The organism is Mesorhizobium sp. GbtcB19 (genome assembly GCF_019091085.1).
Classification (GTDB): Bacteria; Pseudomonadota; Alphaproteobacteria; order Rhizobiales; family Rhizobiaceae; genus Mesorhizobium.
In genome coordinates this window covers 1-13,199 of record NZ_JAGXJY010000021.1, presented here as the reverse complement: position 1 = coordinate 13,199, position 13,199 = coordinate 1, and the positions used below count along the sequence as shown (strand labels likewise).

The 13,199-nt window shown below is 65.6% G+C and carries 14 protein-coding genes; 13 read left to right on the top strand and 1 reads right to left on the bottom strand.

Annotation, left to right across the window (positions count from 1 at the left end; all coding sequences use genetic code 11):
• Window position 1 precedes the first annotated feature (1 nt).
• The 11 genes from KVT37_RS26655 (at window position 2) to KVT37_RS26605 (ending at window position 10,745) form a co-directional block, all read left to right on the top strand.
• Entirely contained in the window at window positions 2–454 is a 453-nt protein-coding gene (locus KVT37_RS26655) for a MaoC family dehydratase (protein ID WP_217577996.1), read from the top strand.
• The gene (locus KVT37_RS26650; protein WP_217577995.1) at window positions 451–1,695 is read left to right on the top strand and encodes a nitrate/nitrite transporter; all 1,245 of its coding nucleotides are present in this window, start codon (window positions 451–453) and stop codon (window positions 1,693–1,695) included. Before KVT37_RS26655 ends, KVT37_RS26650 begins: the two co-directional genes overlap by 4 nt.
• 68 nt (window positions 1,696–1,763) lie before the next feature.
• On the top strand, window positions 1,764–2,621 hold the full coding sequence (locus tag KVT37_RS26645) for a GntR family transcriptional regulator (protein ID WP_254634275.1): 858 nt from the start codon (window positions 1,764–1,766) through the stop codon (window positions 2,619–2,621).
• Window positions 2,622–2,821: 200 nt separating this feature from the next.
• On the top strand, window positions 2,822–3,598 hold the full coding sequence (locus KVT37_RS26640; protein ID WP_217577994.1) for an SDR family NAD(P)-dependent oxidoreductase: 777 nt from the start codon (window positions 2,822–2,824) through the stop codon (window positions 3,596–3,598).
• A 27-nt stretch (window positions 3,599–3,625) separates the two neighbouring features.
• Window positions 3,626–4,285, top strand: a complete 660-nt coding sequence (locus tag KVT37_RS26635; RefSeq protein ID WP_217577993.1) for an L-fuculose-phosphate aldolase — start codon at window positions 3,626–3,628, stop codon at window positions 4,283–4,285.
• A gap of 105 nt (window positions 4,286–4,390) precedes the next feature.
• Window positions 4,391–5,392: a sugar ABC transporter substrate-binding protein gene (locus KVT37_RS26630; protein ID WP_217577992.1), complete on the top strand. Its 1,002-nt coding sequence runs from the start codon at window positions 4,391–4,393 to the stop codon at window positions 5,390–5,392.
• Window positions 5,393–5,460: 68 nt separating this feature from the next.
• Window positions 5,461–6,987 (top strand): sugar ABC transporter ATP-binding protein, encoded by a 1,527-nt coding sequence (locus KVT37_RS26625; protein WP_254634274.1) that lies wholly within the window; start codon window positions 5,461–5,463, stop codon window positions 6,985–6,987.
• The gene (locus KVT37_RS26620; RefSeq protein WP_217577990.1) at window positions 6,984–8,015 is read left to right on the top strand and encodes an ABC transporter permease; all 1,032 of its coding nucleotides are present in this window, start codon (window positions 6,984–6,986) and stop codon (window positions 8,013–8,015) included. The genes KVT37_RS26625 and KVT37_RS26620 overlap by 4 nt, the downstream gene beginning before the upstream one ends.
• Complete coding sequence (locus tag KVT37_RS26615) at window positions 8,012–8,995, top strand: ABC transporter permease (protein WP_217577989.1); 984 nt, start codon at window positions 8,012–8,014, stop codon at window positions 8,993–8,995. Before KVT37_RS26620 ends, KVT37_RS26615 begins: the two co-directional genes overlap by 4 nt.
• Before the next feature lie 20 nt (window positions 8,996–9,015).
• Complete coding sequence (locus KVT37_RS26610; RefSeq protein WP_217577988.1) at window positions 9,016–9,981, top strand: carbohydrate kinase family protein; 966 nt, start codon at window positions 9,016–9,018, stop codon at window positions 9,979–9,981.
• Entirely contained in the window at window positions 9,978–10,745 is a 768-nt protein-coding gene (locus KVT37_RS26605; RefSeq protein ID WP_217577987.1) for an SDR family NAD(P)-dependent oxidoreductase, read from the top strand. Before KVT37_RS26610 ends, KVT37_RS26605 begins: the two co-directional genes overlap by 4 nt.
• 27 nt (window positions 10,746–10,772) lie before the next feature.
• Here KVT37_RS26605 and hutH read toward each other — a convergent pair whose 3' ends face one another.
• Complete coding sequence (gene hutH, locus KVT37_RS26600; RefSeq protein ID WP_217577986.1) at window positions 10,773–12,269, bottom strand: histidine ammonia-lyase; 1,497 nt, start codon at window positions 12,267–12,269, stop codon at window positions 10,773–10,775.
• Window positions 12,270–12,477: 208 nt separating this feature from the next.
• On the opposite strand from hutH, the gene KVT37_RS26595 reads away from it, so the two are divergent.
• Both KVT37_RS26595 and KVT37_RS26590 read left to right on the top strand, forming a co-directional pair.
• Complete coding sequence (locus KVT37_RS26595) at window positions 12,478–12,966, top strand: carboxymuconolactone decarboxylase family protein (protein ID WP_217577985.1); 489 nt, start codon at window positions 12,478–12,480, stop codon at window positions 12,964–12,966.
• A gap of 59 nt (window positions 12,967–13,025) precedes the next feature.
• Window positions 13,026–13,199 (top strand): sigma factor (locus tag KVT37_RS26590; protein ID WP_306797022.1); only part of this gene is annotated, 174 nt, incomplete at its 3' end.

Genomic DNA, 13,199 nt, shown 5'->3' with positions numbered 1-13,199 from the left:
AATGAGCACCGAGACGAAAGATGGTTGGGCAGGTGTGGTCAAGGGCCGTCCGCACGTCGGCGCCTTTGCCGAACGCACGCGTCGCACACGCGTCAGCGACATCGAGGCCTTCACCGACATCACCGGCGATCGCAATCCGCTGCATTACGACCGCGCGCTGGCCGAGAAATCGGTGTTCGGCAAACTGATCGTCCAGGGCGGCGTCACGTCTGGTATTCTGAATGCGCTGGTCGCGGAAGATCTGCCCGGGCCCGGAACCGTATTCCTCGAAGTGGCCTGGAAGTTCATCAAGGCGGTCGGCGTAGATGAGGAGATCACCGGACGCGTGGAGGTCAAGGAAGTGCGGCCCGACAAGCCGATCTGCAAGATCGAAACCAGCGTGCGCAACGGCCAGGGCGAGCTTTGCCTCACCGGCACGGCCACGGTGTTCACCGTTCCGCTGCAAGGCGCATGAGCACACTGGGTGACGGCCGGCTCGGCATGGCGGCCGACGCCGAACGCTGGCGCGTGCTGTCGCTGCTTTGCCTGGCGGTCGTCCTGTCGCTGACGACGTGGTTTTCCGCGACCGCGATCCTGCCCGAACTGAAGCAGGAGCTTGCGCTCGGCGCGAGCGCCGAAGCCTGGCTGACCAATGGCGTGCAGGTCGGCTTCGTCATCGGCGCGCTGGCGGCGAGCCTGGTCAATCTTCCCGACCTGGTGCGGCTCAGCCGCCTAATGGCAGCTGCGGCCCTTATCGCCGCTTTGGCCAACGCAACGCTGCTGCTCCATCCCGGGCCGGCCGGCGTGATCGCCGCGCGCATCGTCACCGGCGCCGCGCTGGCCGGCGTCTATCCGCCGGCGCTGAAGCTGGTCGCCACCTGGTTCACGCGCGACCGAGGCCTGGCGCTCGGCGCGGTCATCGGCGCGCTCACCATAGGCTCGGCGCTGCCACATCTCTTCCGTGCCGTCTCGACAGCGCTCGACTGGCGGCCCGTGGTCGCCGCCGCCAGCGTCGCGACGGCGGCAGGCGCGCTGCTTTTCCTGCTCTTCGCAAAGGAAGGCCCTTATCCCTTCGGCAAGGCGGTGTTCGAGCCCTCGCGCATCGGCCAGGTGTTTCGCGAAAAGCCGCTGCTGCTCGCCAATCTAGGCTATCTTGGTCACATGTGGGAGCTTTATGCCATGTGGGCCTGGCTGCTCGCCTACACCCGCGCCGCCTTTGAGGCGCAGGCGGTCGGCACGGCCGCGACCGCCTCGCTCTCGACCTTCTTCGTCGTCGCCTCCGGCATTTTTGGGTGCCTGCTCGGCGGCTTTCTGTCGGACCGTATCGGCCGCACCGCGACCACCTCCGGCATGATGATCGTGTCGGGAAGCTGCGCGCTGCTGATGGGCTTTCTCTTCACCGGCCCCGCGTGGCTGTTCATGCTGGTCGCCATCGTCTGGGGCATTTCGGTGGTCGGCGATTCGGCGCAGTTCTCCGCCGCCGTCACCGAGCTTGCCGACCGCCGTTTCGTCGGCACCGCCCTGTCGGTGCAGTTGGGCGCCGGTTTCGCGCTGACCGTGCTCGCCATCTGGCTGACGCCGCGCTTCGCCGAATTCATCGGCGGCTGGCGCTGGACCTTCCTGCTGCTGGTGCCCGGACCAGTTCTGGGGGCGGTCGCCATGCTATGGTTGCGAAACTTGCCGGAGAGCGAGAAAATGGCTGGCGGGCTCCGTTAGGAGCCGCTGCCGCTACTTGAGTCGCGGCAAATGATGATCCGGGCGGTTTGCCCGCAGCCTGAAGACCGATGATGGAACAAGCAACCAGAACGCGCGGGCGTCCTCGTTACGACCAGGAAGATGCCGAGGCGGCAGAGGCTTTCCGCTCGATCGGCTCGAAAGTCCAGCTCAACCGCGACGAGGCGGCGCCGCTTTGGGTGCAGTTGCGCAACCAGGTCGAGGAAGCGATCAACACCGGACTTCTGGCGGCCAATTCGCGCATTCCCTCCGAGCAGGCGCTTTGCGATTTCTTCGGAGTGTCGCGGCCTGTCGTGCGCGCGGCGATAGGCTCGCTGTCCAACGAAGGCCGCATCATCAAGATGCCGCGCAAGGGCATGTTCGTCGCGGCACCGCGCGAACACGTCGACTTCATGACCGCCAATCTCGGCGTCTTCGACGACCTGACCGCCAAGGGCCACAAGGTCTCGACCCGCACGCTGGAGATCTACCGCTGCCCGCCGAGCGAGAAGGAATCGAAGGTCTTCGGCATTCCCGCCAATGGTAGCGTCGTCCGCATCAGCCGCGTCTACATGACTGACGGCACGCCGATCACCATGACGCGCATCAGCCTGCCGGGGCATCGTGTGCCGGGGCTGGAGAACATCCTGTCGGAAAACCAGTCGATCTTCGGCACCATCCGCGCCGTCTTCGGCCTGACGGTGAAGCGCGCCGACCGCTGGCTGCGCGCCGCACTTCCGACCAAGGAAGAGGCCGATGAGATGGGCGTCGCCGCCAACACGCCGCTGATCGAGATCGAGTCGATCGCCTATGACGCCGACGGTGCGGCGCTCGAATATTACGAGGCCTTCTACAACTCCTCAGTCGCCCGCATCCACATGGCGGTCGAGCAGCCTTCGGCTACCGTGAACGGCGTCGATCGCACCTGAGGCGCGCTCATCCAAAAAGATTCGTTTTCTGGTTATAACCAGATTGACGGGTCAAAAAAGCTTCTGTAACGTCCCTGTCATGGGGTCGGGAGGAGCCTGGCCCGGAGGCATTATCAGGACCTGTGAGCTTGCGGCGCTGCTTCGGCGGCGAGAGCGAAGTTTTGCCCGCGCTATAGGCTCCGTCCTGATGGAGGACGTGCATGGATTACCGGTCGCAATTCGATCTGGCAGGCGAGGTTGCCGTCGTCACCGGCGGCGCCAGCGGGATCGGCTTGGAGGCCGCCAGGGCGCTCGGCACGTGCGGCGCGCGCATCGTCCTGCTCGACATGAATGCTGATGGCCTGAAGGCTGCTGCGGATGAACTGCGGGTCGCAGGTGTCGCAAATGTCGATGGCCGCTTGCTCGACGTCACCGACCCGCAAGCCGTCGAGGCGATGGCCGCCGGGATCGTCGCCGACTTCGGCAAGGTCGATATTCTGGTCAACAGCGCCGGCATCGCCCGCCTCAACACCGCACTCGACACGCCGGACGAGGAATGGCGCCTGGTGATGGATGTCAACGTCAACGGCGTCTACTGGGCCTCGCGCGCCTTCGGCCGATCGATGGTCGCCCGCAAGAAGGGCTCGATCGTCAATCTGGGTTCCATGTCGGGCCTGATCATCAACCGTCCGCAGACCGCGCCCTCCTACATGGTGAGCAAGGGCGCCCTGCACATGATGACCAAGGCGCTTGCGGTCGAGTGGGCAAAGTCCGGCGTGCGTGTCAACGCACTGGCGCCGGGTTACGTCGGCACCGAAATGACGCTGAAGATGCGTGAGCGTCCCGAACTCTTCAACACCTGGATCGACATGACGCCGATGGGCCGGCTGGGCACGCCGCGGGAGATTGCCTCGGCGATCCTGTTCCTGGCGTCGCCGGCGTCGAGCTACGTCACTGGCGCGATCCTGTCGATCGATGGCGGCTACACGGCCTGGTAACGGACCGGAACAGGATTGGAATATCGCATGACCCTTTCGGACCTAGAGGCGCGCCAGGCCATCATCGATGCCTGTATCCAGATGAACGCGCTGGGCATCAACCAGGGCACATCCGGCAACATCAGCCGTCGCCATGGCGACGGCATGCTGATCTCGCCGACCAGCACGCCTTACGACACGCTGGAGCCGGAGGACATCGTCTTCATGGGCTGGGACGGCGAGGTCGACGGGCGCCTGCCGCCGTCCAGCGAATGGCGCTTCCATCTCGACATCATGAAGGCGCGGCCCGAGGTCAACGCGGTCGTCCATGCGCATCCGACCTACTGCACGACCATCGCCATCATGGGCAGGAAAATCCCGGCGATCCATTACATGGTCGCGGTCGCCGGCGGCAGCGACATTCGCTGCGCGCCCTACGCCACCTTCGGCACGGCGGAGCTTTCGGCGCATGCGGTGGAGGCGCTGCGCGACCGCAAGGCCTGCCTGCTTGCCCAGCACGGCATGATCGCCGTCGGGTCGAACCTCGCCCAGGCGATGTGGCTTGCCGTCGAGGTCGAGACCTTGGCGCGCCAGTATCACGGCGCCCTGCAGATCGGCGAGCCGCCGGTTCTGTCCGACGAGGAGATCGAAAACGTCATCAAGCGCATGGCCAGCTACGGCCTGCGCGACGAAGACGCCGCAGCCTGAGCGGAGGGCTCTGCCCGAAGCGACCACGCTAGGGACCGAGCGGAGGTTGAGAGTTTCGCATATCCTCCGGGAAGGCCCGGAGCGATCAACAAGGGAGGAAATGAAATGACAAATACAGTGAAAGGTCTGGTCAAGGCGCTCGCTCTGGGGCTGGCGGCGGCTTGCAGCCTGGCCGCCATCTCCGGCGCGAGCGCCGAGGAGCTCTCGCTCAAGGGCAAGCGCATCGGCGTCTCCGCTATCGGCACAGATCACTATTGGGACCTGATGGCGTTCCGGGGCATCCAGGATCGCGTCAAGGAGCTCGGCGGCGAGGTCATTGCGCTCGATGCCGGCCGCAAGGACCAGCAGCAGATCGCGCAGTTGCAGACGCTGATCGCGCAGAAGCCGGACGCCATCATCGAGCAGCTCGGCAATCTCGAAGTGCTGAATCCGTGGCTGCAGAAGATCCGCGATGCCGGCATCCCGCTGTTCACCGTCGACACCGCCACGCCGCACGCCATCAACAACACCACGTCGAACAACTACAATATCGGCGCCGAGATCGCTTTGCAGATGGTCGCCGACATGGGCGGCAAGGGCAATGTGCTGGTCTTCAACGGCTTCTACAGCGTGCCGGTCTGCAAGATCCGCTACGACCAGCTGAAATATGTGCTGACCTCGTTCCCGGATGTGAAGATCGTCGAGCCGGAACTGCGCGACGTGATCCCGAACACGGTGCAGAGCGCCTATTCCAACGTCACCGACATGCTGACCAAGTCGCCCGAGAAGGGTTCGGTGGGCGCGGTGTGGGCCTGCTGGGACGTGCCGCAGATCGGCGCCACGCAGGCGGTCGAAGCCGCCGGCCGCAACGAGGTCAAGACCTACGGCATCGACGGCAGCCCGGAAGTCATCAAGATGGTGATGGATCCGAAGTCGTCGGCCGGCGCGGTCGCGGCGCAGCAGCCCTATGAGATCGGCAAGACCTCGGTCGACAACGCCGCGAAATATCTGGCCGGCCAGAAAGTGCCGCCGTTCACTTTCGTGCCTTCGGTGCTGATCAACAAGGAAAATGCCGCCGAAAAAGGAAAGCCGTTCCTCGACGCCGCCGAGAAGGCCGGCGTTAAATAAGACGGAACGAAACGACGGGCAGCCATGCCTATGTGGCTGCCCGTCATATCCAACCAGGAATGACGGCCATGCAGACAGCAAAGCGTGACATTGCTGTATCGATGACGGGCATATCGAAGCGGTTCGGTCCGGTGCGCGCCTTGGAAAACGCGAACCTCGAGATCGCGCGTGGCTCGATCCTCGGTCTTGTCGGCCAGAACGGCGCCGGCAAGTCGACCATCATCAAGGTGCTGGCCGGCATCATCAAGCCGGACGGCGGCTCGATCGTCATCAATGGCGAGACCGTCGCCTCGCTGACGCCGGCCTCGGTCGAAAGGCTCGGCGTGCATTTCATCCATCAGGACAGGCTGCTGGTGCCGACCGCGACGGTCGGCGAAGCCGTGTTCCTCGGCCACGAGATCGGCCTCGGCCCGTTCGTCAGCCGCCGCGCCATGGAGCGCAAGGCCGCCGATCTGCTGCAACGCTTCTTCGGCATGGAACTGCCGCCGGGCACGCTGGTGAAGGACCTGACCACCGCGCAGCAGAAGGTGGTGCAGATCACCCGCGCGCTGGCGCAGAAGGCGTCGGTGCTGGTGCTCGACGAGCCGACCGCGGCGCTGGTCAAGCGCGAGGTGGACAGCCTGTTCGACGTGCTGCGCCGACTGCGCGACGACGGCATCGCGGTGGTCTTCATTTCGCATTACATGCAGGAGATCGAAAAGCTCTGCGACCGCGTCACCGTGATGCGCAACGGCACCGATGTCGGCACGGTCGATCCGCGCCAGACGCCGATCGACGAGATCATCGCGATGATGATTGCCCGCGATGTCGGCGAGATGTTTCCGAAGCGCGCGGTCACACTGGGCGCGCCTGTGCTGGAAGTCACCAATCTTCGCCTCGGCGGCAGCTTCGAGAATATCGGCTTCAATGTGCGCGCCGGCGAGATCGTCGGCCTCACCGGCCTTCTCGGCTCGGGCGCCAAGGAGATCGTGCAATGTCTGTTCGGCCTCAAGACCGCCGAGGGCGGCCAGGTCAAGGTCGAGGGCAAGCAGCTTGCACTGTCGACGCCGGTCAAGGCGGTACGCGACGGCATCGCCATGCTGCCGGAAGACCGCCGCGCGCATGGCGTGGCGCTCGGCCTGTCGGTGCGCGAGAACATCTCTTTAGCCAGCCTGCACCGCTATTCGCGCGGCGGCATGGTCAGCCGCGGCAGCGAGAACCAGGCGGTGGACGGCCTGATCAAGGAATTGTCGATCAAGACGCCGCATCGCGACGCGCTGGTGCGCGAGCTCTCCGGCGGCAACCAGCAGAAAGTGGCTTTAGCCAAATGGCTGAGCTGCCAGTCGCGTGTCTATGTGCTGGATGAGCCGACTGTGGCCGTCGATGTCGGCGCCAAGGTCGAGATTTACAATCTGCTGAACCGCCTGGCGGGCGAGGGCGCGGCGATCCTGCTTCTGTCTTCCGACCTGCTCGAACTGGTCGGCGTCTGCGACCGTGTGCTGGTCGTCTATCGCGGCCGGTTGGCCGGTAGCTTCTCCGGTCCGTCGATGAACAGCGACGCGCTGCTCGCGGCTTCGTCCGGCGCCCGCTCGAACGCCGATGGAGTGGCCGCATGAGCGCGACTGTTCTTCACACCGAGGTCGGCGTTTCCCACGAGAAGCAGGCCGCCGCCAAGAGCGCCGGCCGTCGCTTTGGCGCGCTGGTCGTGCGGCTTGGCGCGATCGCCGCCTTCGCCGCGATCATGGCTTATTTCGTCATCTTCGCGCCGGGCTTCACCTCGACCTTCAACCTGATCAACGTCGTCGAGCAGTCGGCGATCCTGGGTGTGCTCGCCTATGGCATGACGGCCGTCATCATCGGCGGCGGCTCCGACGTCACCGAAGGCGGCATCGACCTTTCGATCGCCGCCAATATGGGGCTTTGCGCCGCCGTCTACGCCACGCTGCTGTCGATGGGCTATGGCGACTTCCTCTCGGTGCTCGCCGCCATCGCAGTCGGCATGGCGGTCGGCGCGCTGAACGCCATCGCCGTGGTCGGCCTCGGCATCCTGCCGCTCTTGGCAACGCTTGCCGTGCTCAACGTTGCCGCCGGCATGGAACTCACGCTCACCCAGAACACGGTCGTCGGCGCATCCTCCCCGCTGCTCGGCCTGCTGGTGTCGGGCAGCTTCCTCGGCATCTCCGCGCTCGCCTGGGCGCTGATCGTCTTCTCCGCGATCACGATCGCGGTCATTCACGGCACCGCGTTCGGCCTCAGGCTCTACGCGGTCGGCGGCCATCCGGAAGCAGCCCGCGCGGCCGGCCTCAGCGTTCCCTTCTACGTGTCCTTCACCTACGTGCTGAGCGGCTTCTGCGCGGCGGTGGCGAGCATCCTCACCGTATCGCGCCTGTCGGCCAGCACGCCCGGCTCCGGCGAACTGCTTCTGTCGGTGCTGGCGGCGGCTCTGCTCGGCACCGTGTTTTCACGCCGTTTCGTACCGACCATGGGGGGCACGCTGCTCAGCGTGCTGTTCATCGGCCTTCTGGCCAACGGCTTCCAGCTGCTCAACGTCTCCAGCTACTGGGTCAACGGCGTGCAGGGCGCGCTGATCCTGCTGGTGGTGGCGATCACGTCCTTTGCTCGCGGTTCGGAGGGTTCGCGATGAGCGTCTCGGCCAACGAAAACCCGAAGGTCAGCCTGCGCGCCTTCCTTGCCAAATACAGCGTGCTCATCGCCTTCGCCGCCATCGTCATCTTCTTCGCGGTGGCAAGCCCGACCTTTCTCACGCCGGCCAACCTCTTCAACGTGCTGGTCAACAACGTCGTCATGCTGGCGATCGTGGCGCTCGGCCTCACGATCGTCATTTCGTCCGGCGGCATCGATCTTTCGGTCGGCGTCTCGGTCGATATGGCAAGCATGATCTTCGTCATGCTTCTGGCCGCCGGCTATAGCGGCGTGGTCGGCGTCGCCGGCGGACTTGGCGCCGCGCTGATTGTCGGCATCCTCAACGCGATCCTCATCACCAGGCTCAACATCAGCCCGTTCCTGGCGACGCTCGGCGTGCTCTTCATCGGCCAGAGCACGCAGCAGCTCGCGACCAGCGGCGGCCAGCCGATCTATCTCACCAGCGGTTACGCAGCAGACCAGTTCAACGCGATTGCCCGCACCGCGCTGTTCGGCGTGCCGACGCCGGTCATCGTGCTGATCGTCCTGGCCGTCGCCGTCCATCTCCTGCTGCATCGCTCGGTCTTCGGCCGCTACGTCCAGGCGATGGGCGCGCAGCCGGGCGTGGCCTGGTATTCCGGCATCCGCGTGCCGCGCGAATTGTCGATGGTGCATGTGCTGTGCGCGCTGCTTGCCGGCGTCACCGGTATCCTTCTGTCGGCGACGGTGAAGTCCTACGTGCCGCTCTCCGGCAACGCCTTCCTGCTCGACGCCATCGGCGCCACCTTCATCGGCACGACGCTCAGCCGCGAGCGCAAGCCTTCGGTCATCGGCACGCTGCTCGGCGTGTTGCTGCTAGCCGTCGTCAAGAACGGGCTGCTGCTCGTCGGCTGGAATTTCTACTGGCAGCAGGTCGGCATCGGCGTGCTCGTCTTCCTGGTGCTGGCCGCGAGCTTCGGCCTGCGCCGCGCCGCCCATTGAGTTCGAAAGGTCCGCCAACCATGCCCAAATTCGACGTCAGCTCGATCGGGTTCTATGTCCTCGATATCCTCGGACGGCCGGTCTCGCGCATCCCCGAAGGCGGCCGCGCCGACTATATCGAGGAGATCCGCATGACCGTCGCCGGCACGGCGGGCGCCACCGGCATGGGCTGCGCCATCCTCGGTTTGAAGACGCGCGCCGTCACGACGCTTGGGCTCGACGACATGGGCGACTGGTTTTTGGCCAAGCTCCAGAAATACGGGTTGGAGACGAGCCTCGTGCGCCGCGACGGCAGCGTCCAGACCTCCTCCACCATCCTGCCCGTGCGGCCGAACGGCGAGCGTCCCGCGCTCCATGTCCCCGGCACCGCGACTTTGTTCGAAGTCGCCGATGCCGATCTCGACGCCGCGCTGGACGCCACCGTCGTCCATGTCGGCGGCACCGGCCTGTTGAAGCGCTTTGACGGCGAGCCGACAGTGCGCCTCCTGAAGCGCGCCAAGGAGCTTGGCCGCATCACCACTTTCGATCTCATCCAGGCGACGCCGCAGACGTGGAAGCTGGTCGAGCCGTGCCTGCCTTACATCGACTATTTCGTGCCGAGCATCGATGAGGCCGGGGAGATGGCGCATGACCGCGACCCGGCCCGCGTTGCCGCCTTCTTCAAGGCAAGGGGCGTGAAGAACTGCATCATCACGCTCGGCGCTGACGGCGTCCATGTCTCGCCTGAGCATGGCGAGGATTTCCATCTGCCGGCCTTCGAGGTCGAAGTCTTCGACACCACCGGCTGCGGCGATTCCTTCACCGCCGGCATCATCGTCGGCATCGTCAAGGGGTGGGACCTGAAACAGTCCGCGCGCTTTGCCAGCGCCGTCGCCGCCAAGGTGGCGATGGGGCTCGGTTCCGACGGCAAACTTGTTTCATTCGACGACACGATCGCGGCGATGAACTCGCTCCGGGTCAAGACATCAAAGGTAGAAGCAGCATGACCATTCTCCCTGAAGCCAAGGGCAAGACGGCTCTCGTCACCGGCGCCAGCCGCGGTATCGGCCGCGCGCTCGCCAAGGGGCTCGCCGAAGCAGGCTTCGATGTCGCCATCACAGATCTGCCGTCGCAGGCGGCCGAGCTCGACGTGACCAAAGGCGAGATCGAGGCGGCCGGCCGCAAGGCCTATGTCTACACGATGGATGTCAGCAAGAAAAAGGACATCGAGGCCACCGCGCAGGCGTTGCTCAAGGCTGCCGGCAGCATCGACGTGCTGGTCAACAATGCCGGCATCCTCAAGCCCAGCCTGCTCCAGGATCTCGACGAGGCCAATTGGGACGCGCATTTCGACGTCAATGCCAAGGGCGTGCTCATGATGTGCCAGGCCGTACTGCCGCACATGCGCGCCAGGAAATCAGGCAGGGTGATCAACATCGCCTCGATCGCCGGCCGGCAGGGCGTGCCGACGCAGGGTCATTACGCCGCGACCAAGGCGGTGGTGATCACGTTGACCCGCGTGCTGGCGCAGGAAGTCGGCATGGATGGCGTCACCGTCAATGCGATTTGCCCCGGCATCATCCTGACCGAGATGGGCAAGAACAATCTCGGCAGCGAAGCCGCGATCCGCCATTGGGAAGATGTCGCCGCGCTGAAGCGCCTCGGCGCGCCTGAGGATGTCGTCGGGCCGGTGCTGTTCTTCGCCTCAGACCTGTCGGCCTTCGTCACCGGGCAGGCGCTGAACGTAGACGGCGGCATCTACTACCACTGACGATTGCGGCGGGCCTCTGGGTCCGCTCTAGAACCGTGGCCCCGCCACCATGCGTGCGACGCGCGCCATGTCGGCGCTCATTTCGCGGTCGTCGTCGAGCGGGGCGACGAGCGCCCGCACGGCTTCGTAGCTTCGCCGCGGTCCTTCGCCCATCGAGTCCAGCACACCGCGCAGCTCCACGCCGGTCGCGGCGAAGATCAGCTCCATCGCCACCAGATAGCGCAGTCGCTCGATGATCCCTGCCGTCTTGGCCACCACGCGCGGCGCCATCGACGACTGGTCCTCGACGCCGTCGGAGATGGCCAAAGGGCTGAGCGACATCGGATTGGCGAGGTGCCGGATTTCGGCCTCCAGCGCGGCAACCGGCTTCTGCAGTTCGGCGTAGCCCTGGCGGCTGCCGCCCCGGGCCGACAGGAAGCGCGGCAGCTCCGCCACCGTCGGCGACATCAGCTTCATCGAGCGGTTGGCGGTGCCGACCGCGCAATGCGCCAGCGCCTGTCCAAGATTTTCCCAGGTCAGGGTGAAGGCCGTGAGGTCGAAATTGCCGTTGGAAACGACCCGCTCGGCCTCAGGCAGGATGACCGGATTGTCGCCGGAATGACCAAGCTCGATCTCGGTCGCCAGCTTGGTCTGTTCATAGGCATGCAGCAGCCCGCCCCACACTTGCGGCACGCACCGAAAACTCAGCGGATCCTGCAGACGCCGCGCGGCGTTCTCCTGCCACAGCCCGCTGCCCGAAAGCTCAGCCCGCAGCCGCGCGCCGATCTCTTGCTGGCCGAAGGCCGGCCGCGCCGCCAGCGCGTCCTCGTCGATCGCCTTCAGCGAGGCGCGGAATGCTTCGTAGTTCAGCGCGACCGCCGCCAGCGACCAGTCTATCAGGCAGGCCACTTCCTCAAGCGCCAGGCACGCCGTTCCGGTCGAAAGGCTGTTGGCGACGATGATGGCGTGGCCGTCCTTCTCGCGCAGGTCGAGCGGTTCTAGCCCGGCGAGCTTGAGCGCCTCGGCCGAAGGCATGATCCTGCCCTGATATTCGCTCTCGCCGTCGCCGCGCAGCGCCCGCGCCAGATGGCCGAGCGGCGCGAGGTCCGCGGCGCCGACCGATCCCCAGGACGGGATCACCGGATGGACGCCGGCGTTGAGCGCGACGATCAGGCCCATCACCACGCCTTCCGATGTGCCGGTGCCGCCCGCCGCCATGCCGCAGATGCGCGCCACCATCAGCGCCCGCACGGCCTCGGTCGGCAGCGACGGGCCGGCGCCCATCGAGTGGCTGAGCGGCACGCTGTGCTGGAAGGCGATCAGATCGGCTTCGGCGAGCGGCGTGTCGACACAGGCGCCGAGCCCGGTGGTGACGCCATAGAGCGGCTTGCCGAGCTGCGTGAGATGCTCGATCATCGCCCGGCTGGCGCGGATTCGGCGCATGGCTTCCTCGCCGAGCACCAGCCGTGCATTGCGCCGAGCGATCTCGGCGACATCGGCGGTGCCGAGCGGCTTGGCATCGAGGACGATCACTCTCACTGTCATCTGGCGCTATTCCTTTGCATCCCGGATTGGCCAGGATCGAAGGAGCGGAGAATAGCCGCCCCAGGCGCCGGCCATTGTCGAAAATCCGCCGTCGCAATTGCCGTTATTTTCCTCAGGTAGAGGCACGGCGGGAAAAAATTCTCCGCCGATGTCACAACTGGCCGCGCCTCGCTCGTCTTGTGGTCGGAAGCAACGAAAGGAACCGACCATGACTGTCAGACTTGACCCCCTTGCCGCCGCCCCTTCGCTGATGAAGGAGTGGCACCGCGCTTCGCTCGCGATCGCCGGAAGCCTCGATCCGGCGCTTGCCGAGCTCATCGAGATCCGTTCGTCCCAGATCAATGGCTGCGCCAACTGCATCAACATGCATTCGACCTATGCCCGCGAGCGCGGCGAGACCGAGCAGCGCATCTATCTGTTGTCGGCCTGGCGCGAGGCGCCGTGCTATACCGACCGCGAGCGCGCCGCGCTCGGCTGGACCGAAGCCCTGACCAGGATTTGCGAAGGCCATACGCATGAGGCGGCCTATGAGGCGCTGAAGCCGCATTTCTCCGAGGAGGAGCGCGTGAAGCTCACATTGATGATCAACATAATCAATGGCTGGAACCGCATCGCCGTCGGCTTCGGCGGCTTTGTCGATCCGGCGGCCATCAAGGCTTCCAACAAGGCGGCAGCTAACAAGGCGGTCGCGGCTTGACGACGGAGCCGGCACTGACGGGCGCGGCGGCGGAATTCGAGCCGCTGCGCCCAAAACTGATGCGGGTTGCCTACCGCATGCTCGGCTCGGTCGCCGATGCCGAGGACGTGGTGCAGGAAGCCTTCATCCGCTGGATGCGGACCGAACACGCCGCGGTGCGCCAGCCTGTGGCGTCCTGGCGCCGCACGGACATTCGCTGGTGCCTCGTCCAGCTGGTGTCCGCCCGGCACCAG

What these genes read in the sequence shown, in the direction of transcription:
- KVT37_RS26655 (WP_217577996.1), top strand. Translation starts at nt 2, where the DNA reads ATGAGCACCGAGACGAAAGATGGTTGGGCAGGTGTGGTCAAGGGCCGT.
- KVT37_RS26650 (WP_217577995.1), top strand. Translation starts at nt 451, where the DNA reads ATGAGCACACTGGGTGACGGCCGGCTCGGCATGGCGGCCGACGCCGAA.
- KVT37_RS26645 (WP_254634275.1), top strand. Translation starts at nt 1,764, where the DNA reads ATGATGGAACAAGCAACCAGAACGCGCGGGCGTCCTCGTTACGACCAG.
- KVT37_RS26640 (WP_217577994.1), top strand. Translation starts at nt 2,822, where the DNA reads ATGGATTACCGGTCGCAATTCGATCTGGCAGGCGAGGTTGCCGTCGTC.
- KVT37_RS26635 (WP_217577993.1), top strand. Translation starts at nt 3,626, where the DNA reads ATGACCCTTTCGGACCTAGAGGCGCGCCAGGCCATCATCGATGCCTGT.
- KVT37_RS26630 (WP_217577992.1), top strand. Translation starts at nt 4,391, where the DNA reads ATGACAAATACAGTGAAAGGTCTGGTCAAGGCGCTCGCTCTGGGGCTG.
- KVT37_RS26625 (WP_254634274.1), top strand. Translation starts at nt 5,461, where the DNA reads ATGCAGACAGCAAAGCGTGACATTGCTGTATCGATGACGGGCATATCG.
- KVT37_RS26620 (WP_217577990.1), top strand. Translation starts at nt 6,984, where the DNA reads ATGAGCGCGACTGTTCTTCACACCGAGGTCGGCGTTTCCCACGAGAAG.
- KVT37_RS26615 (WP_217577989.1), top strand. Translation starts at nt 8,012, where the DNA reads ATGAGCGTCTCGGCCAACGAAAACCCGAAGGTCAGCCTGCGCGCCTTC.
- KVT37_RS26610 (WP_217577988.1), top strand. Translation starts at nt 9,016, where the DNA reads ATGCCCAAATTCGACGTCAGCTCGATCGGGTTCTATGTCCTCGATATC.
- KVT37_RS26605 (WP_217577987.1), top strand. Translation starts at nt 9,978, where the DNA reads ATGACCATTCTCCCTGAAGCCAAGGGCAAGACGGCTCTCGTCACCGGC.
- hutH (WP_217577986.1), bottom strand. Translation starts at nt 12,269, where the DNA reads ATGACAGTGAGAGTGATCGTCCTCGATGCCAAGCCGCTCGGCACCGCC.
- KVT37_RS26595 (WP_217577985.1), top strand. Translation starts at nt 12,478, where the DNA reads ATGACTGTCAGACTTGACCCCCTTGCCGCCGCCCCTTCGCTGATGAAG.